We start from the raw sequence: 26,364 nt of genomic DNA, 5'->3' as shown, positions 1-26,364 counted from the left end.
CGTGGCAGAGAAGAAGCCCCCGCGCGACCGCAAGGCGACCGGCGCGGTCACCACGCGGGTTCCGCAGCAGAAGCCGGCGCCGATCGTCGCCGAGCTCGGCCGCCCCGAGACGCCCGAAGAGACGGCCGCGCGCAAGGCCGAGAACTCGCGCAAGCACCGCGCCAACCAGACCCTGCGCAACCTCGTCTGGTCGCTCGTGGCCTCGGTCGGACTGATGCTGCTCATCGTCATCGTCGTCGTGCGCCCCGACCAGCCGGCGCGTGAGGCAGTGGATTTCGCCGACGTCGCAGAGCAGGCGCAGCCCACGATCGACGAGCCGCTCGCGGTGCCCGACGTCCCAGCCCAGTGGACGGCGAACAACGCCGACCTCGGCCAGTCGCGCGACGGGGTCTCCACCTGGAACATCGGCTTCATCACCCCGTCGACGCAGTTCATCGCACTGAACCAGGGCATCGACGCGAATCCCACCTGGCTGCTGACCCTGCTCGACCAACAGCTCGCCACCGGAACCGACACCGTCGACGGCCGCGAGTGGACGGTGTACGACAACCGTGACGGCGACGACCCGGGCAACCTCGCGTACGCGATGGTCACCGAGTCGGGCGACAGCACCTACGTTCTCTACGGAACCGCAGACACGAACGAATTCCGCACACTCGCGGGGTCGGTCGGTACAGAAATAGACGCAGCAGAGGCGATGGAGGCCGAGTAATGCCCGATAAAGCTCCCGCAAAGGCCTGGGCCGAGATGGTCCGCGGCAACGACCGGTTCGTGTCCGGCGCGCCGCTGCACCCGCGTCAAGACGTCGAGCGTCGCGAGTCCGTCGCCACGGCACAGCGGCCCGACGCCGCGCTCTTCGGCTGCAGCGACTCGCGCCTCGCCGCCGAGATCATCTTCGACAAAGGCATCGGCGACCTGTTCGTGGTGCGCAACGCCGGCCAGATCATCTCCGAGTCGGTCGTCGGCTCGCTGGAGTACGCGGTCGCGGTGCTCAAGGTGCCGCTCATCGTCGTGCTCGGCCACGACGAGTGCGGTGCCGTGCGCGCCGCGATCGACTCGCAGGCCGACGACGCCCCCGCGCTGCCGCCGCACATCGGCCATCTGATCTCGAAAATCGTGCCGGCCGTGCGCCGCGTCGCCGGTTCGACCGACGGTGCGCTCGCGCCGGGAGCGGTGGACGCCCACGACGTCGGCCGCGAGCACCTGCGCGACACGATCGCCGAGCTGATCGAGTCATCCGAGCTCATCAGCGACGGTATCGCCGCCGGTACGCTGGCTATCGTGGGCGCGAACTACCGGCTGCTCGAGGGCCGCGCGGTCCCCGACATCCGCATCGGAAATCTGTAACACCCCCACCAACGGAAGGCCCAATGACGTGACCACCTCCCCCGCCTCATCCCCCGTCGATTCGAGCGCGTTCCGCGTCGAACACGACACGATGGGCGAAGTGCTCGTTCCCATCGACGCTCTCTACGGCGCCCAGACGCAGCGCGCGGTCGAGAACTTCCCCATCTCCGGCTCCGGTCTGGAGCCGGCCCAGATCGTCGCCCTCGCCCGGATCAAGCGCGCTGCCGCGATCGTCAACGGATCGCTGGGGATCATCGATCAGAAAATCGCGGATGCCGTGGTCGCCGCCGCGGACACCCTGATTGCCGGCGAGCACCACGACCACTTCCCGGTCGACACCTACCAGACCGGCAGTGGCACGTCGTCGAACATGAACATCAACGAGGTGCTGGCGTCGCTCGCGACGGCGACCCTCGGCTCGCCCGTGCACCCCAACGACCACGTCAACGCGTCGCAGTCGTCGAACGACGTGTTCCCGACCTCGGTGCACGTGGCCGTCACCGGCGCACTGCTCGGCGACCTGATCCCGGCCCTCGAGCACCTCGCCGCGGCCCTCGACGAGAAGGCCGCCCTCTGGGCCACCGCGGTGAAGTCGGGCCGCACCCACCTCATGGACGCGACCCCCGTCACGCTCGGCCAGGAGTTCGCCGGCTACGCCCGCCAGATCCGCCTCGGCATCGACCGGGTCAACGCCACCATCGTGCGCGTGGCCGAGGTTCCGCTCGGCGGCACCGCCGTGGGCACCGGCATCAACACTCCCGTCGGGTTCCCGCAGAAGGTCATCGCGCAGCTCGCAGCCGACAGCGGACTACCCATCACCGAGGCAGTCGACCACTTCGAGGCGCAGGGTGCCCGCGATGCGCTCGTCGAGGCATCCGGAGCCCTCCGGGTGATCGCGGTGTCGCTCACGAAGATCTGCAACGACCTGCGCTGGATGGGTTCCGGCCCGAACACCGGTCTCGGCGAGCTGCACATCCCCGACCTGCAGCCCGGGTCGTCGATCATGCCCGGCAAGGTCAACCCCGTCATCCCCGAAGCCGTCATCATGGTGGGCGCCCGCGTGATCGGCAACGACGCCACCATCGCCTGGGCCGGCGCGACCGGCAACTTCGAGCTGAACGTGGCCATCCCGGTGATGGGAACGGCGCTGCTCGAGTCGATCCGCCTGCTCGCCAACTCGAGCGTGCTGCTCGCCGACAAGACCGTCGACGGCCTGCGCGCCAACCTCGACCGCGCCCGCTCGATGGCCGAGTCGTCGCCGTCGATCGTGACGCCGCTCAACAAGTTCATCGGCTACGAGTCGGCAGCCAAGATCGCCAAGCACGCGGTGGCCAGCGGCATCACGATCCGCGAGGCGGTCATCGACCTCGGGTTCGTGGAACGCGGCGAGATCTCCGAGGAGCAGCTCGACAAGTCGCTCGACGTGCTGAGCATGACGCACCCGGGCTAGCCAGCCCCCGCTAGCACCCGTCGGGGTTCCGCCGCCGCCCGTCCCGGTTCGCCGGGGCGGGCGGTTCTGCGTCGGCGGCCGAGATGATTCGGCGCGCGATGTGGCTGGGGCGGCCGGCACGCGGCCGCCGAACGAACAGAGGGGCAAGCAATCGACTCCCAGCCCGGCTGGGAAGGTCGAAAACTTGCCCCTGCGTTGTGCGGCGGGTGCGGTTAGGCCAGCTCGTTCGACTCCAGCATCTCGGTGACGAGGGCGGCGATGGCGCTGCGCTCAGAACGCATGAGCGTGATGTGCCCGAACAGCGGGTGCCCCTTGAGGCTCTCGATGACCGAGGCGACGCCGTCGTGGCGTCCCACCCGCAGGTTGTCACGCTGCGCGACGTCGTGGGTGAGCACGACCCGCGAGTTCTGGCCGATGCGGCTGAGCACGGTCAGCAGCACGTTGCGCTCGAGCGACTGGGCCTCGTCGACGATCACGAAGGCGTCGTGCAGCGAGCGTCCGCGGATGTGGGTGAGCGGCAGCACCTCGAGGATGCCGCGCTCGAGCACCTCGTCGAGCACGTTCTGCGAGACGACCGAGCCGAGCGTGTCGAACACGGCCTGTGCCCACGGGTTCATCTTCTCGGCGGCGTCGCCGGGCAGGAAGCCGAGCTCTTGGCCGCCGACCGCGTACAGCGGCCGGAACACCATGATCTTGCGGTACTGCTGCTTCTCGAGCACTGCTTCGAGACCCGCGCACAGGGCGAGGGCCGACTTGCCGGTTCCCGCGCGCCCGCCGAGCGACACGATGCCGATCTCCGGGTCGAGCAGCATGTCGATGGCGAGGCGCTGTTCGGCGCTGCGGCCGTGCAGTCCGAAGATGTCGCGGTCGCCGCGCACGAGCCGCATCTTGCCGCGCGCGGTGACCCGGCCGAGGGCCGAGCCGCGGTCGGAGTGGATGACCAGGCCGGTGTTCACCGGCATCTCCTGCACGGTTCGCGAGTCGAGCTGTTCATTGTCGTAGAGCTGGTTCATCTGCTCACTCGAGAGCGTGATGTCGGCCTGCCCGGTGAAGCCCGAGTCGACCGCCAGTTCGGCGCGGTACTCCTCGGCGGCGAGGCCGATCGAGGCGGCCTTGACGCGCAGCGGGAGGTCCTTCGAGACGACCGTTACCGCGAGCCCGTCGTTGGCGAGGTTGAGCGCCACGGCCAGGATGCGCGAGTCGTTGTCGCCCAGCTGCAGACCCGACGGGAGCACAGACATGTTGGAGTGGTTGAGCTCGACCCGCAGCGTTCCCCCGTCGTCGCCGACGGCGATCGGGAAGTCGAGGCGTTCGTGCTGCACGCGCAGCTCGTCGAGGTTGCGCAGCGCCTGGCGGGCGAAGTACCCGATCTCCGGGTCGTTGCGCTTGCTCTCGAGTTCGCTGATAACGATGACCGGCAGGACGACCGCGTGTTCCGCGAAGCGGAAGACCGCTTTCGGGTCGGAGAGCAGGACCGAGGTGTCGAGCACGTACGTGCGCTCGGCTGTCGCGGCCTGGTTTTCCGAAGACTGTGCGGTGTTCTGTCGGGGGCTAGCGTTGTAGGGCACGTGCACTCCATCCCCGAGTGACGCGCACTCGGATCCAGTCTGCGAAGACGGCCAACTACGTTGCGAAGACGAACTTACATGGCCGTCTCGACCAGGCGCCATACCTGATGGAACTGACGCTAAGCGTCGGGCGACCCCGGCGACTAACCGACACGCCATGGCCAATGTGTCCGGGAGGTAAATCCTTAAACGTTGATCGCCGACCCGAAACTGGTGAAGCTCGCGCGCAGCATGTCGAACGTGTCGTCGTCGGTGCTGACGTGCGCGCTGAGGCGCACCCGGCCCGCGCGGGTCGTCGCCGTGACCCCGTGGTTGAACAGCGACGCCTCGAGAATGGTCAGCTGGTCGGCGGCCGGTTCGATCACGACGATGCCGGCGCGCTCGTTCTCGGCCCGCGACGACGCGACCGGGATGCCGAACTCGTCGGCCAGGTCGATGATGCGCGTCGTCTTCTCGATGATGCGGTCGCGGATGGGCCCGACACCCACAGAACTGATCTCCTCGAGAGCCGCCGCGAACCGCGCCTGGGCTACCCGGTCGGGGTTGCTGACGCTGAACGCCCGAGCGCCGGTGCTCGGCTCGAGAACTTCGTCCATGGGCTGGGATTCGGAGTCGGTGCCGGTGAATCCGGAGAAGACCGGGGTGAGCTGCTCGAGGGCGCGGTCGCTGAGCGCGAGGAAGCCGGTGCCCCAACCGGAACGTACCCACTTCTGCCCGCCGGCTACGACGACGTCGGCGACACCGTAGGGCGCATCCGCCACCCCGAAGCCTTGGATCGCGTCGACGATGAGCAGGCGGTCGCCGATGACCTGGCGGATGCCCTCGATGTCGGCGAGGTACCCGGTGCGGTAGTCCACGAGACTCACCGCGACCGCGGTGATGGCGGGCGTGAGCTGGTCGCGCAGGTTGCCGGGCGTGACCCGGCCGTGGTCGGTCTCGAGCCAGAGCGGGGCGAGCACACCGAGGCTCTCGGCGGCGCGGGCGGCCGCGAAGGTCACGCTGGGGAACTCGCCCATCGAGAGGGCGACGCCGCCCGTCACGCCGAACATGGCGTGCATCAGGCCCTGGCTGGTGTTCGGCTGGAAGACGACGTGGTCGGCGGCGAATCCGGTGAGCGCCGCGACGGCATCGCGCACACGCACGTCTTCGTCGTCGAGCGAGGAGAGGGTGCCGAACCGGCCACGGGAGAGCAGGTCGCTCTGCGCGTTCTGCTCCTCGATCACGGCGGTGCCGATCGGGCCGACGCGCGCGAAGTCGAGGTAGCCGGGTTCTTCGTTGAAGCGGGCGGCGAATTCGTCGATGTGCATCAGGACCCGAACCTCCGTTGTCTCTTGGCGTAGTCGCGAAGGGCGCGCAGGAAGTCCACCTCGCGCAGGTCGGGACCCAAGGCCTCCACGAAGTACAGCTCGCTGTGCGCGCTCTGCCAGAGCATGAAGTCGCTCATCCGCTGCTCACCCGAGGTGCGGATGACGAGGTCGGGGTCGGGCTGGCCCTGCGTGTAGAGGTGCTCGGCGATGAGCTCGGGGGTGAGCAGCTCGGCGAGGTCGTCGAGCTTGCCGCCCTCGGAGTTGTGCTGGTGCACGATGCTGCGCACGGCGTCCGCGATCTCGCGGCGTCCGCCGTAGCCGACGGCGAGGTTGATGTGCAGGCCGGAGTTCGTCGCGGTCTTCTTCTCCGCGGCGGCCATCGCGTCGACGAGCGAGGAGGGCAGACCCTCCTTCGTGCCCACCTGCTGCACGCGCCAGTCGCTCGTCGCGGCGAGGTCTTCGCTGAGCTCGGCGATGATGTCGAACAGCTGGTCGAGTTCTTCGTTGCCGCGGTTGACGAGGTTGTCGTTCGAGAGCAGGTAGAGGGTGACGACGGAGACGCCGAGGTCGTCGCACCAGGAGAGGAACTCGTGGATCTTGAGCGCGCCCGCGCTGTGCCCGTGGGCGGCCGTCTCGAGGCCGCGCTGCCGGGCCCACCGGCGGTTGCCGTCGAAAATCATGGCGACGTGCTGGGGGATGGCGGTCTTGTCGAGCCGGCGGCGCAGCCGGGTCTGGTAGAGCCCATAGAGAAAGCCACGGCCGAGGGGTACTTGCCTGTCTTTCACCTCGCCTACGCTAGCCCAATCCGGACGCACACTCTGGGAGAAACCCGTCCAAGTAAGCTTCAGTCATGACCGCAGACGCACCCGGAACCCGAGCAGACGAAGAGCCCGCGGCGGATCTGCCGAATGTCCCCCTGTTGGATGACGCGATCGAATACGACGCCCTCGACGCGAAGCCGACCTGGCGCGGGTGGATTCACGCCGGCACGTTCCCGTTGGCGATCGTGCTCGGCATCATCCTCATCGTGGCAGCGGACGGCGCCGCGGCGCGCATCAGCTCGAGCGTCTTCGTGGCATCCTCTCTTCTGCTCTTCGGCAACTCCGCGCTCTACCACCGCATCGACTGGAAACCGAAGACCAAGGCCATCTTCAAGCGCATCGACCACGCCAACATCTTCCTGCTGATCGCCGGTTCGTACACGCCGATCACGGTGCTCGCGCTCCCCCACGACAAGTCGGTGCTGCTGCTCTGGCTTGTGTGGGGCGGTGCCGGGCTGGGCATCCTGTTCCGCGTCTTCTGGATTGGCGCCCCGCGCTGGCTGTACGTGCCGCTGTACCTGCTGCTCGGCTACGCGTCGCTGATCTTCATCGTCGACTTCTTCCAGGCCGACGCCGCGATGATGACGCTGATCCTGGTCGGCGGTCTGTTCTACACGGTGGGCGCCGTCATCTACGGGATGAAGCGGCCCAACCCGTTCCCCGGGAAGTTCGGGTTCCACGAGATCTTCCACACGCTGACGCTGCTGGCGTTCCTGTGCCACTGGGCGGGCATCTTCATCGTCGCGACGAACCCGCCGGTGCTGTAGAGCCGCTGGTTGAGTAGGGCGCTCGGGCGCCCGTATCGAAACCCGGCCGGGTTTACGAGCCGTTTTCGGGCGGATGACGCGACCGTGGCGGGCTCATCCAGCCGGTTTCGGCTCGGGGGGATCTCGATACGCTCGCAGAGCTCGCATTCGACCGGCGGGGCCGGCTAGAGCGGCGGCAGCCGCGGCACGGCCTCGACGAGGCGGCGCGTGTACGGCTCGCGCGGGGCACTCAGGATATCCCCCGTGGCTCCCCGCTCGACGATGCGCCCCGCGTTCAGCACAACGGTCTCGTCGCACAGCGCGGCGACCGCGCTCAGGTCGTGCGACACCATAAGAATCGCGAGCCCGGCCGACTCCCGCAGCTGCGCCAGCAGGTCGATCACCTGGATGCGCGTGGTCACGTCGAGCGCGCTCACCGGCTCGTCGGCGAGCAGCAGCCGCGGGTGGCTCACGGTGGCGCGGGCGATCGCGATGCGCTGGCGCTGTCCGCCGGAGAATTCGTGCGGGTAGCGCGCGAGGGTGTCGGCGGCGAGTCCGACCGAGGCGAGCGAGGCGGTGACCAGCGTGCGGGCCTCGTCGCCGCGGGCGATGCCGAGCGACCGCAGCGGCTCGGCGACGATCGAGGCGATCCGCTGCCGCGGGTCGAGCGACGAGTACGGATCCTGGAACACGGTCTGCACCGACGCCCGGAAGCGCCGCGTCGTGGCGGCAGTGACTGGCGCGCCCTCGAACAGCAGCTGGCCCGAGGCGGGTTTCGCGAGCGCGAGCATCAGCCGCACGATCGTCGACTTGCCACTCCCCGATTCGCCGACGAGCCCGACGCTCTGCCCCTCGCCCACGGCGATCGACACGTCGTCGAGCGCGAGCGCGCCCTTGCGGTAGCGGTACGAGACACCGCGCAGTTCGAGCAGACTCATGACGCCCCCAGCATGTCGTCAAGGGCCCGCGCGCTGCGCACGAGCTCGGCCGTGTACGGGTCGGCGGGTGCGCGCAGCAGGTCGGCGATCGCCCCGCGTTCGACGGCGACACCGTGGCGCATGACGATCACGTCGCTGGTCATCGCCGATACGACGGCGAGGTCGTGGCTGATGAACAGCAGTGCCATGCCGCGGGCGTCGACGAGCTCGTCGAGCAGCCCCAGGATCTGCGCCTGCACGGTCACGTCGAGCGCGGTGGTCGGCTCGTCCGCGATGAGCAGCCGCGGACGGCTGCCGAGCGCGATGGCGATGGCGGCTCGCTGGCGCTGTCCGCCGGAGATCTCGTGCGGGTACGCGCGGGCGATGCGCGCGTCGTCGAGTCCGACCTCGTCGAGCGCCTCGGCGACGGCGGTGCGCAGGGCTCCACCGCGCAGCCCGCGGTGCCGGGCGATCGGTTCGGCGACCTGGCGTCCGATGCGCATGAGCGGATCGAGCGCGGTGAGCGGTTCCTGGAAGACGACGGATGCCACGCGCCCCCGCAGCGGGACGAGGCTCTTTTCACCGGCCCCCACGACTTCGACGCCGTCGAGCAGCACGCTGCCGGTGGGTGTGAGGCCCGCACCGAGCAGCCCGGTGACCGCGAGCGACGTGACGGATTTACCGCTGCCGGATTCGCCGATCAGCCCGAGGCGCTGGCCCGCGTCGAGGTCGAACGACAAGTCGCTCACCAGGGCACGCCCGGCCGGCGTGTGCACGCCGAGCGAGGTGACGTCGAGCAGTGCCGTGCTGGCTGAAGCGCTCATCGGCTCCTCCTTCTCGACGGGTCGGCGACGTCGCGCAGGCCGTCCGCGACGAAGTTCACGCCGAGCACGAGCACGACGAGCGCGAGGCCCGGGGCGATGGCGCCGACGGGCGCGGTCACGACCGTCCCCTGTGCCTCCTGCAGCAGCCTGCCCCACGACGCGTTGGGTGGCGGGGCGCCGAGTCCCAGGTACGAGAGGCTGGCCTCGGCGAGCACAGCGACCCCGAACTGCAGGGCGAGGTTCACGCTGAGGGTCGGCCAGATGTTGGGCAGGATGTGCCGCGCGACGATGCCGGGCCAGCGCGTGCCCGAGGTGCGTGCGGCGGTCACGAACTGTTCGCCGAGCACGCGCTTGGTGAGCACGCGGGTGAGGCGGGCGACGACGGCCGACATCGCGAGCCCGATGGCCAGGATGACCGAGCCGAGCGACGCCCCCTGGGCCGCGACGATGAGCATGGCGAGCAGCAGCACCGGGAACGCGATCACCACGTCGAGGGCGGCGGAGATCGTGTCATCCAGCCAGGCGGCCGCGAACGCGGCCACGAGACCGACCGTGATGCCCACGACGGCGCCCACCGCGACCGAGCCGAGGCCCACGGCGAGCGCTATACGGGCGCCGATCATCAGCTGGGTGGCGAGGTCGCGGCCGAGCCGGTCGGTGCCGAGCCAGTGCGTGCCGCTCGGGGTCTCGAGCCGGGTGCCGCTGGTGTCGGAGGGGTCGAACGGCAGCCAGACGAGGGAGACCAGCGCCACCGCGACGACGGCGAGCGAGAGCACGAGGCCCACGACGAGGGTCCACGAGCGGCGGCGGGGCGGCAGGGTCGAGACCAGCACGGTCGCTGCGCTCATCGGCTTGCCCCCGTTCTGTTGCCCGACAGGCTCAGCCGCAGGCGCGGGTCGACGAGGCGCTGGGCGATGTCGGCGGCGAAGCCGATCACCAGCACGGCGAGCGTGCTCACGAACAGCACGCCCTGGATGTTCGGGTAGTCGTGTTGTTCGATGCCGCGAAGCAGCATGCTGCCGAGGCCGGGAAGCCCGAAGACGCTCTCCACCACGACGGCGCCGAGGAAGGTGGTGGCCAGTTCGATTCCGAGGATGGAGATGACCGGCACGGCACCGTTGCGCAGCCCGTGCCGCCAGAGCGCCTCGACGTACCCCGACCCCTGCGCGCGCGCCGAGCGCAGGTAGTCGCTGCCGATCACGTCGAGGGTGGCCGAGCGCACATAGCGGGTGAGCGACGCGCTCATCACGATCGCGACGGTGATCACCGGCAGGGTGAGGGATCGGAGGGCGTCGGCCGGGTCGGCCCAGTCGTCGCGAGGGAACCCGCTCGACGGCAGCCAGCGCAGGCCGACCGCGAAGACGCTGACGAGGAGGATGCCGACCCAGAACACGGGAACGGCGACGCCGAGCTGCGAGAATCCGGAGATCAGGATGCCGTACCAGCGGTCGCTCTTCGTCGCCGCGACGAAGCCGGCGACGAGCGAGATCACGAGAGCCAGCGCGAAGGCCATCAGCGTGAGCGGCACGGTCACCGCGAGCCGCGCCGCGATCTCCGGACCGACCGGCAGCGAGCTGATGAACGACTCGCCGAGGTCGAAGCTCGCGAGCTGCCCGAACCAGGTCGTGAACTGCTCGAGCACCGGACGGTCGGCGCCCACCTGGGCCTGAGCGGCTGCGATCTGCTCGGGCGTAGACGTCGCCGAGAGCAGCGCATTCGACGGGTCGCCGGGCAGCAGCCGGAGCAGCACGAAGATGGCCACCATGGCGATGACGAAGGAGACCAGGAGGAACGCGCTCCGGCGCAGCAGGTAGACAGTCATGCGACCTCAAGGCTAGCCCGCCGCAGCGGGCGGGCTAGCCGCAGAAGAGGGCTACTCGACGACGATGTCGTAGACGTAGAACTGCGAGTTGAGGCCGTTCACCGGGTATCCGCTGACGTCGCTCGCCGCCACGACGATCTGCGGGTACAGGTAGAGCCAGACGCTCGCGGCGTCGGCCGCGATCTGCTCGTTCACCTGTCGCAGCTTCTCGGTCTGCTCGTCGGTCGTCGCCGACGCCTCGGCCTCGTCGACCCAGGTGGTCACCTGCGGGTTGTTGTAGCCCCAGTAGAAGTCGGGGTTGCCGTACCAGACCACGTCGCGGTCGTTCACGTGCTCCTGCAGCGTCGCGGTGAAGTCCTGGGCCTTGTAGACCTTGGTGTACCACTCGTCGCTGCTGATGGTGTTGATGTTCACGGTGACGCCGATCTTGGCGAGCTCGCTCTTCACGAACTCGGCGACGGCGGGGTGCGGGTCGTAGCTGGGGGTGTCGAGGGTGAACTCGAAGCCGTCGGGCTGACCGCCCGATGCGAGCAGCTGCTTCGCGAGGTCGAGGTCGTACGGGTTCTCCTGCGTGAGGTCTTCGTACCACGGGTCGGTGGGCGGCACCATCGATCCGATCAGGGTGCCGTAGTCGCCCCAGATCGAGTTGAGCAGCTTCTTCGTGTCGATCGCGGAGTACACGGCCTTACGCACGTCGACGTTGTCGAACGGGGCGACCCGGTCGTTGAAGACCAGGATCTCCTTCGTGGTCGACTCGCCGTCGCTGACCACGTAGTCGGCGTTGTCGGTGAACTGGGTGAGGGCGTCGGGGCTCTGCACGCTCGTCACGATGTCGACCTCGCCCGTCAGCAGTGCGTTGCTGAGGGCCGTCGCGTCGGTGAAGTAGGTGAAGACGACTTCGTCGTTGGATGCCGCGTCCCCCCAGTAGTCGGCGAAAGCGGTCAGGCTGAGCGAGCTGCCGCGCTTCCACTCGTCGAGGGTGTACGGGCCGGTGCCGTCCTCCGTGGTCTCCGGGTCGACAGCGTCGGCGTTGACGATCCAGACGTAGCTGAGGTTGTAGACGAAGGAGATCGAGCGTTCCGCCAGCGTGACCACGACCGTCGAGTCATCCGGGGTCTCGATGGTCTGAACCGCACCGAAGCTGCTCTTGCGGGCCGACTGCGAGTCTTCGGCGAGAACCGACTCGATGCTCGCCTTGACGTCGCTGGAGGTGAGTTCCTTGCCGGAGTGGAAGGTCACGCCGTCGCGCAGCGTGAACGTGTAGGTGAGTCCGTCGTCGCTCACGGTATTGCTCTCGGCGAGCAGCGGCTCGACCTCGCCGTCGTCGGTGAGCTTGTAGAGGCCCTCGTACACGTTTCCGTTGAACGCCTCGGTGACACCCTGGCCGCCGCCCCTGACGTTGCTGAGGTTCTGCGGCTCGTAGAGCGAACCGATTTCGACCGTCGAGTCGCCCTCGGACGACGAGTCGGCGCCGCTCGCGCAGCCGGCGAGCGAGAGGGTCGCTGCGAGACCGAGTGCGACGAACGCTATGGGCTTTTTCATGGTGCTCCTGTGTGCTGTGTGGGGGTGAAGGTCAGAGCGCGTAGATGTCGAAGGCGCCGGTGAAGACGACGTTGCGCTCCCCCGCCTCGATCGCGCCGGCGAACCGGTTCTGCGCGGGCGGCATCGGGCAGTTGTACTGCACCGAGAAGCCGCACGGCGGCACGAACGCGCGGTTGAAGTCGAGCGTGACGGGGCCGGCGTCGCCGAAGCCCGCGCCGTCGGAACGCGGCACGAAGAGGAAGCGGCCGGCGGAGTAGGTGGCGGTGTCGTCGTCGCGGCGATTGGTGGCGTCGCCGAAGACGAGCAGCAGCGTGCCGTCGTCGTCGAAGGCGCTGAGCGAGTGGTCGACGCCGTCGCGGCTGAAGGTGATGTCGCCGGGAACGACGAGCTCGCGGCTTCCGCCGTTGTCCCTGATGTGCTCGAACGGGATCGTACGGTCGCCCGCCACCGGGGTGAAGGTCGCCTCGACGACCCAGTCGGGGTCGTACGGGAAGGCCGAGATGGTGTCGAAGGCCTGGATCGCGGGCGCGGCGGCGTCCCAGAACCGCAGGCCGTGCTCGGGCTCGCCGGTGTCGAGGTTGCTGCGCTGCAGGGCGGTGACCGTGACCGTGGCGGGCGCGGCGGCAGTGGCCGCGGCGAACTCGGCCGCGGGGTCGGCCTCGGCGGGCAGCCAGCGCGTCTCGACGAGCGAGAGGTTGCCGGTGGCGGAGGTCACGGCTGCGAGCCGCGCGCTGCGCCAGGCGGTGTATTCGGCGGGCGCATCCGAACGTGGCTCATCGAGGGAGATAGTCATTGTCAGCTCATTTTCGTGTCACACGGACGGGCGCACGAAATCATGTGTCGCCCCGTGTCGTTCAAGCCGCGGGGCGGGCGGGTTTATTCCGGCTTCGCCGAGTCTTCGGCCGCGGCTTCGGCCTCGAGCCGCTCGCGGATCTCTCCGCGGTAGCGCGTGCGGCGCACCCGGCGGGTCATGTCGAGCACCAGCAGCACGGTCGCGGCCATGATCAGGAAGGTGATCGCGAAGCCGATCCAGCCCGGCGTGATCAGGTCTTCGTCGCCGGTGTACGAGCCGAAGGTCGGCGACGGGCTCGGGGTCGTGTTAGTGGTCAGCCACACGCCGGCTCGCAGTGCGGTGTCGCTCAGGACTGTGGTCAGTGGGGTCATTGTTCGTCCTCATCGGTGATTCCGGCGAACAGGTCGGTCTCGGGCAGCGTCGTGTCGACGCTCGAGCGCACAAGTTCGAAGTCTTCCCAGGGCCACACGGCCTGCTGGATCTCGTTGGGCCAGAAGAAGTAGGGGCTGTCGGACGCAACCTGGCTGGCGTGGGCGCGAAGCGCGCTGTCGCGCACGTCGAAGAAGTCGCCGACGGCGATCTGGGTGGTCAGGTTCGACTCGCCCCGCTGCGTCATCCACCCCTTCATCTCTTCCAAAGATGCGAGCAGCGGATGATCCGGGGCCTTCGACACCATCGCGTCGTAGACCGCGCGGAAGCGCTGCGGGCTGATGATGCGGTCGTAGTACAGCTTGCTCACGGTCCAGGCCGCGCCCCACTCGGGCAGCTGCGCCGCGTCGGCCGCCGCGGCCAACGCCCACATCGTCACCTCGTGGGCGCGGATGTGGTCGGGGTGCGGGTACCCGCCGTTCTCGTCGTAGGTGATCACGACGTGCGGCCGCAGCTCGCGGATGACCTTGACGAGCGGCACCCCCGAGATCTCGAGCGGCGTCATCGCGAAGCTCTGCGGCTGGAGCGCCTCGCCGTTCTCGGGCAGTCCCGAGTCGAGGTAGCCGAGCCAGCGGTGGTCGATGCCCATAAACGCCTGCGCGCGGGCCATCTCGATGCGGCGGAGTCCGGACATGTCGCGGTCGGCCATCGCCGTCGCCTCGAGGGCCGGGTTCTGGATGTCGCCGCGTTCGCCGCCCGTGCAGCTGACGACGGTCACGTCGACGCCGCGGTCGCGATAGTAGGCGTAGGTCGCGGCGCCCTTGCTCGACTCGTCGTCGGGGTGGGCGTGGACCGCCAGCAGCCGCAGTGTCACCGAACTCCTAGCGCCGATCGAATACCCTTGAGGACAAAGCCTGTAGTCAAGACTAACCGCAGCATCTGGAGCTCTCGTGTCATCAACCGCGCAGGACACTGCCGCCGAGCTCGACCGACGCTACGGTCGCACTCGCGGCAACGTCCGGCGCACGCGCGGCATCGTGATCGGCACGGCGATCGCGTTCGTCGTGGCGCTCGTGGCCTGGCTCGTCTGGGGCGGGCTGCTCAGCGCGAACTCCGACTTCGAAGTGGTCGACACCGGCCACACGGTCGTCGACGACACGCTCGTGCAGGTGCGGTACCAGTTGACCGTGGCACCCGGCTCGACAATGAGCTGCGCTCTGCAGGCGCAGAACTCGACCTTCGCGATCGTCGGCTGGAACATAGTCGACGTGCCGGCCTCGGATCGCCGCGTGCGCACCCTCGGCGCGGAGATCCGCACGACCGAGCTCGCCGTGACCGGGTTGATATACCGCTGCTGGCTCACATAGTCTTGATCGATTCGCCCCACAAGACCGGTCGGCACCGACCGGTCTTCATCTGTATAACGGCCTGTACACGGGCCCCATCCGTACGACTAAGGAGAGCATTGTGACTAACGACGGTTCAGTCACCTGGTTGACCCAGGAGGCGTTCGATCGCCGCAGTGCAGAACTCGAGCACCTTTCGAGCGAAGGGCGCCTCGAGATCGCGAAGAAGATCGAGATCGCGCGCGAAGAGGGCGACCTCAAGGAGAACGGCGGCTACCACGCCGCGAAAGAGGAGCAGGGCAAGATCGAGGCCCGCATCCGGGTGCTCACCGAACTGCTGCGCCACGCCAACGTCGGCGAGGCCCCCCAGTCGAGCGGCGTGGTCGAACCCGGCACCGTGATCACGGCGAACATCCTCGGCGACAAGAGCGTGTTCCTGCTCGGCAGCCGCGAGATCGTGGGAGACGCCGACCTCGACGTCTACAGCGAGGGCAGCCCGCTCGGCGTCGCCATCCTCGGCAAGAAGGTCGGCGAGTCGACCAGCTACACCGCCCCCAACGGCAAGTCGATCACCGTCGAGATCATCGCGGTGGAGACGTACACGCCGTAGCGCTCATCGCTCGCTGAGCGCGTCGAAGCGTCCCTTCGACAGGCTCAGGGACCGATCGGCTAGAAGTCGACGCGCGGCTCGTAGCCCTCGTCGCGCAGCCGGGTGAGCACCTCTTGAGCGTGCTCTGGTCCGCGCGTCTCGATGTGCAGCTCGAGCTCGACCTGGCTGAACTGCATGCCGTCGCCGTGCCGCGTGTGCAGCACCTCAACGACGTTCGCGTTGGCCTCGGCGACGAGTGCCGCCGTGCGCGCGAGCTGGCCGGGGCGGTCGGGCAGCGGGATGCGCAGTTTGAGGTAGCGTTCCGACGCCGCGAGGCCGTGGCTGATGACGCGCTCCATCATCATCGGGTCGATGTTTCCGCCGCTGAGCACCACGACGGTCTTCCCGGCGTTCCTCACCTGGCCGCTGAGGATCGCGGCGACGCCCACGGCACCGGCCGGTTCCACCACGAGCTTGCCGCGTTCCAGCAGCAGCAGCATGGCCCGGGCGATGAGGTCGTCGTCGACGGTGATGACCTCGTCGACGTACTCGGTGACCATGGCGAAGTTCAGCACGCCCGGGCGTGCGACGTTGATGCCGTCGGCGATCGTCGGCAGCGTCTTCACCGCCGTGATGTAGCCGTTCTGCAGCGAGAGCGGGTACGGGGCCGCGTTGGAGGCCTGCACGCCGATGATGCGCACCGTGCGCCCCTCGAGGGCCGCACGCTGTTTCATCACGCTGGCGACGCCGGACGCGAGCCCGCCTCCGCCGATCGGCACGATGACCGTGTCGGGGTCGGACACCTGGTCGAGGATCTCGAGCCCGAGCGTGCCCTGGCCGGTGACCACGTCGACGTGGTCGAAGGGCGGGATGAGCACGGCGCCGGTCTTCTCGGCGAACTCGGCCGCGGCCCGCAGCGGCTCTTCGACGGTGGTGCCGCGCAGCACGACGTCGGCGCCGTAGCCGCGGGTGGCGGCGAGCTTCGGCTGCGGCACGCCGACGGGCATGAATATCGTGGCCTTGATGCCGAGCTCACGGGCGGCGAAGGCGACGCCCTGGGCGTGGTTTCCGGCGGAGGCGGCCACGACACCGCGCGCCTTCTCCTCGTCGGACAGCCGCGCGAGCCGGTTGTAGGCGCCGCGGATCTTGTAGGAGCCGGTGCGCTGCAGGTTCTCGCACTTGAGGTAGACGGGCGATCCGAGGACCTCCGCCATAAAGCGCGCCGATTCCATGGGGGTGACGTCTGCCACGTGGGAGACGATGCTGCGCGCTCCCTCGAAATCGGCCAGTGTGGGCCCGATGAGGGAGATGTCCGTCATTGCTTGATAGCTTCTTTCAACCCGGGACGCGTGGTGTTGCGCCATTTTCCGCTCGCGATATAGGTCACCATGACATTGAGCGTTGCCACCAACGGTACCGCGAACAGCGCCCCGATAATGCCCGCGACTCCCGAGCCGGCGGCGACCGCGAAGACCACGGCGAGCGGGTGCACCTTGACGGCCGCGCCCATCACGAGCGGCTGCAGAACGTGGCCCTCGATCTGCTGCACGAGCAGCACGATGCCGAGCATCACGAGCGCCTGGATCGGGCCGAGGTAGACGAGCGCCACGAAGATCGCGATGGTGCCGGTGACGACCGCGCCGACCACCGGGATGAAGGAGCCGAGGAACACCGCGATGGTGATCGGGATGACCAGTGGGAACCCGCCGAACGGGAGCCCGAGGATGAACGCGCCGAGGCCGATGCCGACCGCGTCGACGAAGGCGACGAAGATCTGCACCTTGACGAAGGTGGTGAGCGTGATCCAGCCGGCGTGGCCCGAACCGTCGACGGCGGCGCGTGCCTTGCGGGGGAAGAGGCGCACGACCCAGTTCCAGATGCCCTTGCCGTCGATGAGGATGAACAGCGTCGCGAACAGTACGAGCAGCACTCCGACGAGGAAGTGCCCCGCGGTCGTTCCCACTGTGAGCGCGCCCGACCAGAGCGACGAGCTGTCGGCCTGGATCGCGGCGATACCGTCGTCGAGGTAGCCGTTGAACTCGTCGGAGTTGATGCCGAAGGTCGTGTTGAGCCAGGTCTGGAAGTCCTCGTAGGCGGTGATCGACCGCTCCTGGATGTCGCCGTAGCCCTGACGGATCTGCCAGACGATGAGGTAGATGAGCCCCGTGATCACGACGATCGCCCCGAGCAGCGCGACCGCGACCGCGAGCGCCTTCGGCCAGCGGTGGCGCACGAGGAACTGCACGATGGGAACCAGCAGCGCCGCGACGAGCACGGCGATCATCAGCGGGATCACGATGTCGCGCAGCTGGATGATGAGCAGCCCGAACACCACGAGCACGCCCGCGACGGCGAGGAGCCGCCACGCCCACGCGCCGGCGATCTTCATGCCGTCGGGCAGCGACCGCTCCCCGGCGTCGACCGTCAGTTGCGGGGTCGTGAGGGCTGCGGACTCGTCGGGGCGGCGCGATCGAAAGAGCATTTCCCGAGTCTATGTTTCCCGCGCCGGGTTGAACTATCTAGTGGCGGGGGCTTGCGGCGACCGGCGCCTTCTTCAGCCTGAGGAACGCGCCGTCTCCGACCTCGGGGGCGTCGTTCACGTCGTGCTGCACCGCGATGACCGTTCCGTCGGGCAGCTGGAACTCGGTGCGGCGCAGCGAGCCGAGGAAACTCGAGGCGACGACGGACGCCGCGAGGGCGCCCTCGGTGTCGGCGGTGGCGAGCGCCACGTCCTCCGGACGGATGAGCGCGGTCACCGGGCCGTCGGGCTGCGGTTCGCCGAGCAGCGGCAGCCGGGCGCCGAAGACCACGACCTCGCCGTCGACGATGTCGCCGGGGATGCGGCTGGTCAGCCCGACGAAGTCGGCCACGAACGGGTTCACGGGCGTAGCGTACAACTCGCGCGGCGTGCCGATCTGCTCGATGCGGCCGGCCCGCATCACGGCGACCCGGTCGGCGACGGCGAGGGCCTCCTCCTGGTCGTGCGTGACGAACACCGTGGTGATACCGAGATCGCGCGTGATGCGGCGGATCTCCTCGCGCAGCTGCACGCGCACCTTCGCGTCGAGGGCGCTGAGCGGCTCGTCGAGCAGGAGCACGCGGGGACGGGTGACGAGGGCCCGCGCGAGCGCGACGCGCTGCTGCTGGCCGCCGGAGAGTTGGTGCGCGAAACGGGTGCCGTGGGCACCGAGGCCGACCATCTCGAGGGCGTCGGTCGCCCGCTCCCGGCGCTGGGTCTTCGGGACCCTGCGCATCCGGAGCCCGAATTCGACGTTCTCGATGACCGTCATGTGCGGGAAGAGCGAATACGACTGGAAGACCATGCCGATGTCGCGCTTGTTGGTGGGGGTGGATGCCACGTCGACGCCGTCGATCAGGATGCTGCCCGAATCGATGGTCTCGAGGCCGGACAGCGCGCGCAGTGCGGTCGTCTTGCCGCAACCGGACGGGCCGAGCAGGGCGATGAACTCCCCCGGCTGCATCACGAGGTCGATGCCGGAGAGCGCCTGCACGGCGCCGTAGGTCTTGACTACGCCGCGCAGCTCGACGGTGGCGCCGGAGCCGGGGTCGGGCGTCTGTGTGCGGGTGGGTGCGGTGAGGGTCATGAGTCACTTCCGGTGCGGCGGGATCGACCGATGCGGGCGATGGAGAGCAGGAGCACGAACGCCAGCAGCAGCGCGAGCAACGCGAAGATGATGGCGACGTAGGGGTCGGACTGGCCGACCTGCAGCAGGGCCGTCTGCAGGTTGACCCGGTTGAGCAGGCTCGCGATCGTGAACTCGCCGAGCACGACGGCCACCGAGATGAAGCTCGCCGCGAGGACCCCGCGCTTGAGGTTGGGCAGCAGCACGTGCCAGAGCACGCGGCCCCAGTTGGCGCTGAGGGTGCGGCCGGCCTCGCTCAGGGTGATCATGTCGACCGCGTCGAGGTTCGACTGGATGGCACGGTAGGCGTAGGGCAGCACGGTGATGCCGTAGGCGAAGGCGAGGGTCCAGATCGACCCGCCGAAGACCTGCACGACCACGGCGTAGACCGGGGCGAGTCCCACGACGAGAACGATCGCGGGCACCGTGATCGGGATGATGCAGATGAACTCGAGCACACGCTTCAGGCGGGGGAACTGCAGGTGCACGAGGATCATCGTGGGCAGCAGGATCACGAGCACGATGCCGACCGTGACGACGGCGAGCAGCAGGGAGTTGCCGACGGCGGTGAACAGGCCCCGGTAGGTGCGCGCGGCGTCTTCGGAGAACAGGCCGGTCCAGTGGTCGAGGGTGTGCCCGCCCGACAGGCCGTCGCGGAAGGTGAACTCGACCATCGCCAGGATCGGGAACGCGAAGACGATCCCGACGACGCCGAGGATGATCCAACGGGTGAGGTTGCTCGGCTGCATTATTTCTGCCACCTCGAGGTGCGCGCCTGCAGCACGGAATAGCCCCACATGACCACGACCATCACGACGACCATGCCCAGGGCGAGGGCCCCCGCCATGTTCTCGCGGCCCAGCACGGTCTCGCTGACGAGGGCGGCGCGGATCTGCAGCGGCACGATGGGCGAGCCCTGGCTGACGAGGGCCGCTGCCGTGGCGTACGAGGAGAAGGCGTTGGCGAAGAGCAGCAGCAGGCTGCCGAAGAACGAGGGTGCGAGCACGGGGAAAGCGATCTTCGTCCAGTAGGTGAACCGGGTGCCGCCGAGCGTCGCGTTGGCCTCGGCCCACTGCGACTTGAGACCCTCGAGCGCCGGCAGGAAGGTGATGATCATGAGCGGCACCTGGAAGTAGGTGTAGACGACGAGCAGCCCGGCGGGCTGGTAGAGCCACGGGCCGCCCGCGTAGATGTCGACGCCGAAGCTGTCGTTGAGCCAGATGGTGAGCAGGCTCTGCGTGCCGATCGCCGCGATGAACGCGAACGCCAGCATGACGCCGCCGAACTGCGCGAGCACGCTGGATGCGGAGTCGATGAAGGACCGCAGTGCTCCCCCTGGCCGGGTGCCGAGCAGCGCGTAGCAGACGAGCGCCCCGACCACCGCGCCGATGACGGCGGTGACGGCCGACACCCAGAACGAGCTGGCGAAGGTGGCGAGAACGGCCGGTTCGAACAGCCCGGCGATGTTGGCGAGCGTGAACGCCCCGTCTTCGGTGAAGAAGCCGGTGACGATCGCGAGCACCGTCGGAACGCCGAGAAAGAGCACGACGTAGACGGCGAAGGGCGCGAGCCCGAAATACTTGGCCAGCCCGCTGAGGGCGCGGCGCCGGGGAGAGCTGGCCGGTTCGGCGATCGGATGCTGCGGAGGCGTGGCCCCCGCAGCATCCGATACCAGAACTGGCGCGTTAGCGACAGTCATGTGGGGCGCTGCTAGCCGATGGCCGCAGCCCACTTCTCTGCGAGGAGGGCGGATGCCGCCTCGGACTGCTCGGTCGTCGGGGTGACGATCTCGCCCTCGAGGTTGCCGATCGCGGAGATCGCGTTCTCGTCGGTCGTGCCGGCCTCGTTCATGGCCTCGAGGGTGACGGGGTAGGCGCCGCCGACGATGAACATGTTCTGGGCGTCGGCGCTGAAGAGGAACTCCTGCCAGAGACGGGCGGCCGCGGGGTGCGGGGCGTCCTTGTTGATGGCCTGGTTGTAGAAGCTCGTGTAGGCGGCACCCGGCAGGGTCGTCACCTTCCAACCGTCGACGACCGAGGTCTGGGCGAGGTTGTTGTAGCTCCAGTCGAAGACGACCTTGGTCTCGCCCGAGGCGATGGTGGCCGGGGTCGCGTTGACGGGGATGAAGTTGCCCGCCTCGTTGAGCTCGGCGAAGTAGTCGATGCCGGGCTGGAAGTCGTCGAGCGTTCCGCCTTCCTGCACGGTGGCGAGACCGACGGCGGCGAAGGCGGCACCGGCCTGCGTCGGGTCGCCGTTGAGCGCGACCGCGCCCTTGTAGTCATCGCCGAGCAGGTCGTCGAGTGACTCCGGCTCGGGAACCTCGTTCGAGTTGTAGCCGATCGACATCGAGCCGGTGTAGTCGTTGACCCAGAGGCCGGTCGGCTCCTTGTTCTCGTCGGGGATCTCGGCCCAGTTCTCGACCTGGTACGGGGCGAAGTAGTCGGTGCTCGCGAGGGCGACGGCGGTGCCGAGGTCGAAGACGTCGGGGGCGGTGTCCTGGCCCTTGAGGTTGTCGGCGGCGGTGATTTCCTCGGCGCTCGAGATGCCGGGGTCGGCCGAGTTGACGGTGATGTCGTACTTCTCTTCGAAGGCCGCCTTGATCTCGCCGTAGTTGGCCCAGTCGTCGGGGAGGGCGATGACGTTGAGTTCGCCCTCGGCCTTGGCCGCTTCGACGAGAGCGTCGAGGCCGCCGAAGTCTTCGGCCGAGGTGGCGGTCGCGGCGTCGACGTCGGACGCGGCGGGAGTCTCGCTGCTGGACGCGCAGGCGCTGAGGGTGATCGCTGCGGCGGCGAAGACCGCGATGCCGGCGAGGTGGCGCTTTCTGAACAAGGGGTTCCTCCTGGTGGCCGCACCGGCCGCCCGCGCTGTGAGCGGGCAGAAGGGAACCGGTCGACCTTTTCAGAACGGTACGGAGCACCGGGTACCGCCATGGGACGCGCGGGTGAACGCTCGGCGAACGGCGTCGGTATAGAGCCGTGTCGGCGGAGGTCGGTAGGGTCGAGCCGTGACACAGATCTCAGCGGCTCAGGCTCGGCGCATCGCCCTCGCGGCGCAGGGGTTCGGGCGGCGTCCGACCGACGCGGCCCCGAGCATCCAGAAACTCGGCGTCCGTCAGCTCGGTTCCCTCGTCGACCGCCTCGGGCTGCTGCAGCTCGACTCGGTGAACGTCTACGAGCGCAGCCACTACCTGCCGGTCTTCGCCCGACTCGGCCACTACGACAAGGCCGACCTCGACCGCCTGACCTTCGGCCGCAAGAGCAGGTACACCGAGTACTGGGCTCACGAGGCGGCGATCATTCCGATGGCGAAGCGGCCGCTGTTCCAGTGGCGCATGGACGCGCGTCGCGCGAAACAGACCGCGGATGTCACGGGCTGGGCCCATAACAACGGGCCCATGCTCGACTGGCTGCGCGCCGAACTCGCCGCGAAGGGTCCGCTGCCGGCGAGCCAGATCGAGCACGACGCCAACCGCGGCACCGGCAGTTGGTGGGGTTGGAGCGACGTGAAGTACGGGCTCGAGTACCTGTTCGGCTGGGGCGAGGTCGTCTCGGCGGGGCGCACCCGGTTCGAGCGCAGTTACGCCCTCGCCGAGCACCGGGTGCCCGCCGAGATCCTCGCGACCACGGTTCCGGAGGCCGACGCGGTGCGCGCCCTGATGGCCGACGGCGCGAGGGCCCACGGCATCGGCACGCTCGCCGACATCGCCGACTACTACCGCATCAAGCAGGGTCCGGCCCGGGAGGCCGTCGCCGACCTCGTCGACGACGGCGAGCTGGTACCGGTCACGGTCCAGGGCTGGAAGCAGCAGGCCTACCTGCATCGCGACGCCCGGGTTCCGCGCCGCATCGAGGCCGCGGCACTGCTCTCCCCCTTCGACCCCGTCGTGTGGGCGCGGCCGCGGGCCGAGCGCCTGTTCGACTTCCACTACCGCATCGAGATCTACACGCCCGCGCACAAGCGGGTATTCGGCTACTACAGCCTGCCGGTGCTGCTCGACGACCGCATCGTGGGCCGCATCGACCTGAAGAGCGACCGTCAGAACCGCGTGTTGCGCGTGCAGTCGGCCTGGCGCGAGGCCGACGCCCCCGCGGGCATCGAGCAGCGCATCGTGCCGCTGCTCGAGAGCGCCCGCGCCTGGCAGGGTCTCGACGCGATCGAGATCATCGACCGCGGGGATCTCGCGGCTGCGCTGGCTGGCGCCGCGGGCTTGCCGCTGCTGCCGGCCGCGGCGGTCCAGGACCCGGAGCCGGCCGCGGCGAAGGACCCGGCGGCGGACGCGGCGGAGCTCGCCGAGGCGCCGGACGCGGCGGAGCTCGCCGAACCGCTCCCCTAGCCGCGACCGAGCCGCCACCCCGCACGCGAGCCGTTTCCGGCGGAATGACGCCGCCGCGGATGGCTCATGGCGCCGGAAGCGGCTCATACCCGTGGACGGGCGCCCGCCGCACTGCCATCATGGGGAACCATGACGACGGTTGTGATCTTCCACTCCGTCCTCGGCATCCGCGAGGGCGAACTCGATGCGGCAGCTCGACTGCACGCGGACGGCCACGAGGTGATCGTGCCCGATCTGTACGACGGCCGGGTCTTCGACGACTACGAGCCTGCGATGGAGTGGGCGCGGCAGCAGCCCGAAGGTTTCCGGCAGCAGCGCGCCCTGGCGTCCGTCGCCGAACTGTCCGACGGTTTCGTCGTCGGCGGCTTCTCGATGGGGTCGTCCAACGCCGTGTACGTCGCGACCCGTCGCCGGGTGTCGGGCGTGCTGCAGTTTGCCGGCCTCAACCCCGTGGAGTGGTTCGGCGACGACGCGGTGTGGCCGACGGGTGTCGATTCGCAGAGCCACCAGAAGGTGGACGACCCGTTCCGCGACCCCGTCGAGCAGCAGGCCCTGGCCGACGTGGCGGCGGCCGGCGCGACGCTCGAGCTGTTCGACTACCCGGGCACGGGCCACCTGTTCACCGACCCGACGCTGCCCGACGAGTACGACCCCGAGGCGACCGAGCTGCTCTGGAGCCGGGTGCTGCCGTTCGTGGCGGCGCGGAGCGGGCAGGGTTAGAAGCCGCCGCCGATCCGGTGCAGGCGCTCGACGCGCTCCGCGAGCGGCGGGTGGGTGCTGAACAGCTTGTCGATCAGGCCGGGCTTGTTCGGGTCGGAGATCCACATGTGCGCCATCGACGAGTTCTGGCGGCGCACCGGGCGCCCGTAGGCGCCGAGCTTTTCGAGGGCGCTCGCGAGGGCCTCCGGATGACGCGTGGTCATCGCTCCCGTCGCATCCGCGAGGTATTCGCGCTGGCGGGACACGGCCGCCTGCACGACCCCGGCGACCAGCGGCGACACGATGAGCGCCACGATGCCGAGGATGAGCAGCAGCGGGTTGCCTCCGCCGTTGTTGTTGTTGCGGTTGCCGCCGGAGAAGAAGCTGAAGCGCAGCAGGATGTCGGCGATGAAACCGACGGCGACGACCAGTCCGAACACGATGGTGGAAACGCGGATGTCGTAGTTCTGCACGTGGCCCAGCTCGTGCGCCATGACGCCCTCGAGCTCGTCGTCCTCCATGATCGCGAGCAGGCCTGTGGTGGCGGCGACGACGGCGTGCTTGGGGTCGCGGCCCGTGGCGAACGCGTTGGGGGCGTCGTCGTTGATGATGTAGACCTTGGGCATCGGCATGCCGTTGGTGATGGCCAGGTTCTCGACGATGCGGTAGAGCCGCGGGTCATCCGACTTCTGGATCTCGTGCGCCCCGCTGATCGCGAGCGCCTGCCCGGAGGCGGCGAAGTACTGGATCAGCGTGTACGCGCCGGCGCCGATCACCGTGCCGATCGTGATGACGAGCGGGTCTCCGCCCATGATCAGGCTGGCCGCCCAGCCGAGCACGGCGATGATGATCACGAACAGCGCGATGATGAATACGGTGTTGCGCTTGTTCGCGGCTATGGCGCGATACATCTAGCTACGACCTCGGGAGGGTTAAAACTGCACGCGGGGCGGTTCCGCGATGGCCGCCGCGTCGGAGACCTCGAAGAACTCGCGCTCGGAGAAGCCGAGTCCGCGAACGAAGAGGGTGTTGGGGAAGACCTTGATCTTGGTGTTGAGCTCGCGCACGCCGCCGTTGTAGAAACGGCGCGAGGCCTGGATCTTGTCTTCGGTGTCGACGAGCTCGCCCTGCAGCTGCAGGTAGTTCTGGCTCGCCTGGAGCTGCGGGTAGGCCTCGGCGACGGCGAACACGCTCTTCAGCGCGGACTGCACGTGGTTCTCGGCGACCGACGCCTCGGCGGGGGTCGACGCGCTGATCGACTCGGCGCGGGCCTTCGTCACGGCCTCGAAGACGCCCTTCTCGTGGGCCGCATAGCCCTTGACCGTTTCGATCAGGTTGGGCAGCAGGTCGGCCCGGCGCTTGAGCTGCACGGTGATGTCGCTCCATGCCTCGTCGACGCGCACGTTCAGCGTCACGAGTCCGTTGTAGGTGGTCCAGAGGTACACGCCGACGATGATGACGAGCAGCACGAGAACACCGACAACGATAAGGATTTCCATACGGGACACTATAGAGGAGAGCCCCTCAGCTACACGGCGTTGTGTCTAGGCTCAGGGCGAACTCGCGGCCTACACTCTGCCCATGACTGCGCATACGGATGACGCGGCTCCCGCCGCCCGCCGGCCCCGCGGTCGCCCCCGGAAATCGACCCCAGCGGTCGACACCCGCGGGCTCATCGTGCGGGCCGCCGGTACGGAGTTCGCGGCCCACGGCTACGACGCGACCTCGGTGCGCGCGGTCGCCCGCCGCGCCGGTGTGGACGCCGCGCTCGTGCACCACTACTTCGACACCAAGGCCGACCTGTTCGCCGCGACGGTGCGGGTCCCGGTGCGTCCGGACCGGCTCGTGGCCGAGGTGCTCGCCGGCCCGCGCGACGCGATCGGCACGAGTATCGTGCTCGCGGCCGTGACCGCGTTGGACGATCCCAAGGCGGGCAGACGTGTCATCCGGCTCCTGCACACGGCGCTCGGCCAGGAGTTCGCGGCGACCATGCTGCGCCAATTCCTGCACCACGAGGTGTTCGGGCGCATCGCCGACGAGCTCGGCGGCGAGCAGCCCGAGCTGCGCGCCTCGCTCGCGGGCAGCCAGATGGTCGGCCTGATCGTGGCGCGCTACGGGCTGCGCGTCGAGCCGCTGGCGAGCGCCTCGGCCGAGGAGGTCGCGCGCCGGGTCGGGCCGATCATCCAGTGGCACCTGACCGGCGACCTCCCCCCTCTTGACACCGCGCAGCGCACCGGCGAATAATTC

At 68.8% G+C, this 26,364-nt stretch carries 28 protein-coding genes; 9 read left to right on the top strand and 19 right to left on the bottom strand.

Going from position 1 to position 26,364, the window contains the following annotated elements; genetic code table 11:
* The first annotated feature begins 1 nt into the window (after position 1).
* Genes IEV96_RS16330 through IEV96_RS16320 form a run of 3 tightly spaced genes read left to right on the top strand, consistent with a single transcriptional unit; the run spans position 2 to position 2,797 of the window.
* Positions 2–712, top strand: coding sequence for a DUF4245 domain-containing protein (locus tag IEV96_RS16330; RefSeq protein ID WP_229733476.1), 711 nt, complete (start codon positions 2–4; stop codon positions 710–712).
* Positions 712–1,347, top strand: a complete 636-nt coding sequence (locus IEV96_RS16325) for a carbonic anhydrase (RefSeq protein WP_188511776.1) — start codon at positions 712–714, stop codon at positions 1,345–1,347. The genes IEV96_RS16330 and IEV96_RS16325 overlap by 1 nt, the downstream gene beginning before the upstream one ends.
* A gap of 28 nt (positions 1,348–1,375) precedes the next feature.
* Positions 1,376–2,797 carry a class II fumarate hydratase gene (locus IEV96_RS16320; protein ID WP_268235604.1) on the top strand — a complete coding sequence of 474 codons (1,422 nt, stop codon included), beginning with the start codon at positions 1,376–1,378 and terminating at the stop codon, positions 2,795–2,797.
* Positions 2,798–3,009: 212 nt separating this feature from the next.
* Here IEV96_RS16320 and phoH2 read toward each other — a convergent pair whose 3' ends face one another.
* The 3 genes from phoH2 to IEV96_RS16305 all read right to left on the bottom strand — a co-directional run bounded on the left by phoH2 (position 3,010) and on the right by IEV96_RS16305 (position 6,457).
* Positions 3,010–4,467, bottom strand: a complete 1,458-nt coding sequence (gene phoH2 / locus IEV96_RS16315; RefSeq protein ID WP_188511775.1) for an RNA 5'-3' helicase PhoH2 — start codon at positions 4,465–4,467, stop codon at positions 3,010–3,012.
* Positions 4,468–4,550: 83 nt separating this feature from the next.
* Positions 4,551–5,672 carry an aminotransferase class V-fold PLP-dependent enzyme gene (locus IEV96_RS16310; protein ID WP_229733474.1) on the bottom strand — a complete coding sequence of 374 codons (1,122 nt, stop codon included), beginning with the start codon at positions 5,670–5,672 and terminating at the stop codon, positions 4,551–4,553.
* Entirely contained in the window at positions 5,672–6,457 is a 786-nt protein-coding gene (locus IEV96_RS16305; RefSeq protein WP_188511774.1) for an isoprenyl transferase, read from the bottom strand. Before IEV96_RS16305 ends, IEV96_RS16310 begins: the two co-directional genes overlap by 1 nt.
* Before the next feature lie 65 nt (positions 6,458–6,522).
* Here IEV96_RS16305 and trhA point away from each other — a divergent pair, with 65 nt between their 5' ends.
* The gene (gene trhA / locus IEV96_RS16300) at positions 6,523–7,260 is read left to right on the top strand and encodes a PAQR family membrane homeostasis protein TrhA (RefSeq protein ID WP_188511773.1); all 738 of its coding nucleotides are present in this window, start codon (positions 6,523–6,525) and stop codon (positions 7,258–7,260) included.
* A 164-nt stretch (positions 7,261–7,424) separates the two neighbouring features.
* Here the strand turns inward: trhA and IEV96_RS16295 are convergent, their stop codons facing one another.
* The 8 genes from IEV96_RS16295 to mca all read right to left on the bottom strand — a co-directional run bounded on the left by IEV96_RS16295 (position 7,425) and on the right by mca (position 14,380).
* Positions 7,425–8,177 (bottom strand): ABC transporter ATP-binding protein, encoded by a 753-nt coding sequence (locus IEV96_RS16295; RefSeq protein ID WP_188511772.1) that lies wholly within the window; start codon positions 8,175–8,177, stop codon positions 7,425–7,427.
* Positions 8,174–8,980, bottom strand: a complete 807-nt coding sequence (locus IEV96_RS16290) for an ATP-binding cassette domain-containing protein (protein ID WP_188511771.1) — start codon at positions 8,978–8,980, stop codon at positions 8,174–8,176. Before IEV96_RS16290 ends, IEV96_RS16295 begins: the two co-directional genes overlap by 4 nt.
* Positions 8,977–9,828: an ABC transporter permease gene (locus tag IEV96_RS16285; RefSeq protein ID WP_188511770.1), complete on the bottom strand. Its 852-nt coding sequence runs from the start codon at positions 9,826–9,828 to the stop codon at positions 8,977–8,979. Before IEV96_RS16285 ends, IEV96_RS16290 begins: the two co-directional genes overlap by 4 nt.
* The gene (locus tag IEV96_RS16280; RefSeq protein ID WP_188511769.1) at positions 9,825–10,802 is read right to left on the bottom strand and encodes an ABC transporter permease; all 978 of its coding nucleotides are present in this window, start codon (positions 10,800–10,802) and stop codon (positions 9,825–9,827) included. The genes IEV96_RS16285 and IEV96_RS16280 overlap by 4 nt, the downstream gene beginning before the upstream one ends.
* Positions 10,803–10,853: 51 nt before the next feature.
* Positions 10,854–12,344 carry an ABC transporter substrate-binding protein gene (locus IEV96_RS16275; RefSeq protein WP_188511768.1) on the bottom strand — a complete coding sequence of 497 codons (1,491 nt, stop codon included), beginning with the start codon at positions 12,342–12,344 and terminating at the stop codon, positions 10,854–10,856.
* Positions 12,345–12,375: 31 nt separating this feature from the next.
* Positions 12,376–13,137: a DUF1684 domain-containing protein gene (locus tag IEV96_RS16270; RefSeq protein ID WP_188511767.1), complete on the bottom strand. Its 762-nt coding sequence runs from the start codon at positions 13,135–13,137 to the stop codon at positions 12,376–12,378.
* An 83-nt stretch (positions 13,138–13,220) separates the two neighbouring features.
* The gene (locus IEV96_RS16265) at positions 13,221–13,508 is read right to left on the bottom strand and encodes a hypothetical protein (RefSeq protein ID WP_229733473.1); all 288 of its coding nucleotides are present in this window, start codon (positions 13,506–13,508) and stop codon (positions 13,221–13,223) included.
* On the bottom strand, positions 13,505–14,380 hold the full coding sequence (gene mca, locus IEV96_RS16260) for a mycothiol conjugate amidase Mca (protein ID WP_188511766.1): 876 nt from the start codon (positions 14,378–14,380) through the stop codon (positions 13,505–13,507). The genes IEV96_RS16265 and mca overlap by 4 nt, the downstream gene beginning before the upstream one ends.
* A gap of 76 nt (positions 14,381–14,456) precedes the next feature.
* Here mca and IEV96_RS16255 point away from each other — a divergent pair, with 76 nt between their 5' ends.
* Complete coding sequence (locus tag IEV96_RS16255; RefSeq protein WP_188511765.1) at positions 14,457–14,873, top strand: DUF4307 domain-containing protein; 417 nt, start codon at positions 14,457–14,459, stop codon at positions 14,871–14,873.
* A 100-nt stretch (positions 14,874–14,973) separates the two neighbouring features.
* The gene (greA, locus tag IEV96_RS16250; protein ID WP_188511764.1) at positions 14,974–15,462 is read left to right on the top strand and encodes a transcription elongation factor GreA; all 489 of its coding nucleotides are present in this window, start codon (positions 14,974–14,976) and stop codon (positions 15,460–15,462) included.
* 59 nt (positions 15,463–15,521) lie between these two features.
* On the opposite strand, the gene ilvA is transcribed toward greA, so the two are convergent.
* Genes ilvA through IEV96_RS16220 form a run of 6 tightly spaced genes read right to left on the bottom strand, consistent with a single transcriptional unit; the run spans position 15,522 to position 21,914 of the window.
* Positions 15,522–16,760: a threonine ammonia-lyase gene (gene ilvA, locus IEV96_RS16245; RefSeq protein WP_188511763.1), complete on the bottom strand. Its 1,239-nt coding sequence runs from the start codon at positions 16,758–16,760 to the stop codon at positions 15,522–15,524.
* Entirely contained in the window at positions 16,757–17,923 is a 1,167-nt protein-coding gene (locus IEV96_RS16240) for an AI-2E family transporter (RefSeq protein ID WP_188511762.1), read from the bottom strand. The genes ilvA and IEV96_RS16240 overlap by 4 nt, the downstream gene beginning before the upstream one ends.
* A 37-nt stretch (positions 17,924–17,960) precedes the next feature.
* Positions 17,961–19,046 (bottom strand): ABC transporter ATP-binding protein, encoded by a 1,086-nt coding sequence (locus IEV96_RS16235; protein ID WP_188511761.1) that lies wholly within the window; start codon positions 19,044–19,046, stop codon positions 17,961–17,963.
* Positions 19,043–19,834 carry an ABC transporter permease gene (locus IEV96_RS16230; protein WP_188511760.1) on the bottom strand — a complete coding sequence of 264 codons (792 nt, stop codon included), beginning with the start codon at positions 19,832–19,834 and terminating at the stop codon, positions 19,043–19,045. Before IEV96_RS16230 ends, IEV96_RS16235 begins: the two co-directional genes overlap by 4 nt.
* Positions 19,834–20,784, bottom strand: a complete 951-nt coding sequence (locus IEV96_RS16225) for an ABC transporter permease (RefSeq protein ID WP_229733472.1) — start codon at positions 20,782–20,784, stop codon at positions 19,834–19,836. The genes IEV96_RS16230 and IEV96_RS16225 overlap by 1 nt, the downstream gene beginning before the upstream one ends.
* Positions 20,785–20,795: 11 nt before the next feature.
* Positions 20,796–21,914, bottom strand: a complete 1,119-nt coding sequence (locus tag IEV96_RS16220; protein ID WP_188511759.1) for an ABC transporter substrate-binding protein — start codon at positions 21,912–21,914, stop codon at positions 20,796–20,798.
* A gap of 175 nt (positions 21,915–22,089) precedes the next feature.
* On the opposite strand from IEV96_RS16220, the gene IEV96_RS16215 reads away from it, so the two are divergent.
* Positions 22,090–23,418, top strand: coding sequence for a winged helix-turn-helix domain-containing protein (locus tag IEV96_RS16215; protein WP_229733471.1), 1,329 nt, complete (start codon positions 22,090–22,092; stop codon positions 23,416–23,418).
* A 66-nt stretch (positions 23,419–23,484) separates the two neighbouring features.
* Positions 23,485–24,138: a dienelactone hydrolase family protein gene (locus tag IEV96_RS16210; RefSeq protein ID WP_188511758.1), complete on the top strand. Its 654-nt coding sequence runs from the start codon at positions 23,485–23,487 to the stop codon at positions 24,136–24,138.
* Here the strand turns inward: IEV96_RS16210 and IEV96_RS16205 are convergent.
* Both IEV96_RS16205 and IEV96_RS16200 read right to left on the bottom strand, forming a co-directional pair.
* Positions 24,135–25,028: a M48 family metalloprotease gene (locus IEV96_RS16205; RefSeq protein ID WP_188511757.1), complete on the bottom strand. Its 894-nt coding sequence runs from the start codon at positions 25,026–25,028 to the stop codon at positions 24,135–24,137. The genes IEV96_RS16210 and IEV96_RS16205 overlap by 4 nt on opposite strands.
* 21 nt (positions 25,029–25,049) lie before the next feature.
* The gene (locus IEV96_RS16200; RefSeq protein WP_188511756.1) at positions 25,050–25,616 is read right to left on the bottom strand and encodes a LemA family protein; all 567 of its coding nucleotides are present in this window, start codon (positions 25,614–25,616) and stop codon (positions 25,050–25,052) included.
* A gap of 82 nt (positions 25,617–25,698) precedes the next feature.
* On the opposite strand from IEV96_RS16200, the gene IEV96_RS16195 reads away from it, so the two are divergent.
* Entirely contained in the window at positions 25,699–26,361 is a 663-nt protein-coding gene (locus IEV96_RS16195) for a TetR/AcrR family transcriptional regulator (protein ID WP_229733469.1), read from the top strand.
* The last annotated feature ends 3 nt before the right edge of the window (positions 26,362–26,364 follow it).

It is taken from the genome of Conyzicola nivalis, from assembly GCF_014639655.1.
GTDB lineage: Bacteria > Actinomycetota > Actinomycetes > Actinomycetales > Microbacteriaceae > Conyzicola > Conyzicola nivalis.
Note: the sequence above shows the minus strand (reverse complement) of the source record. Positions and strands in the feature narration are given on the sequence as shown.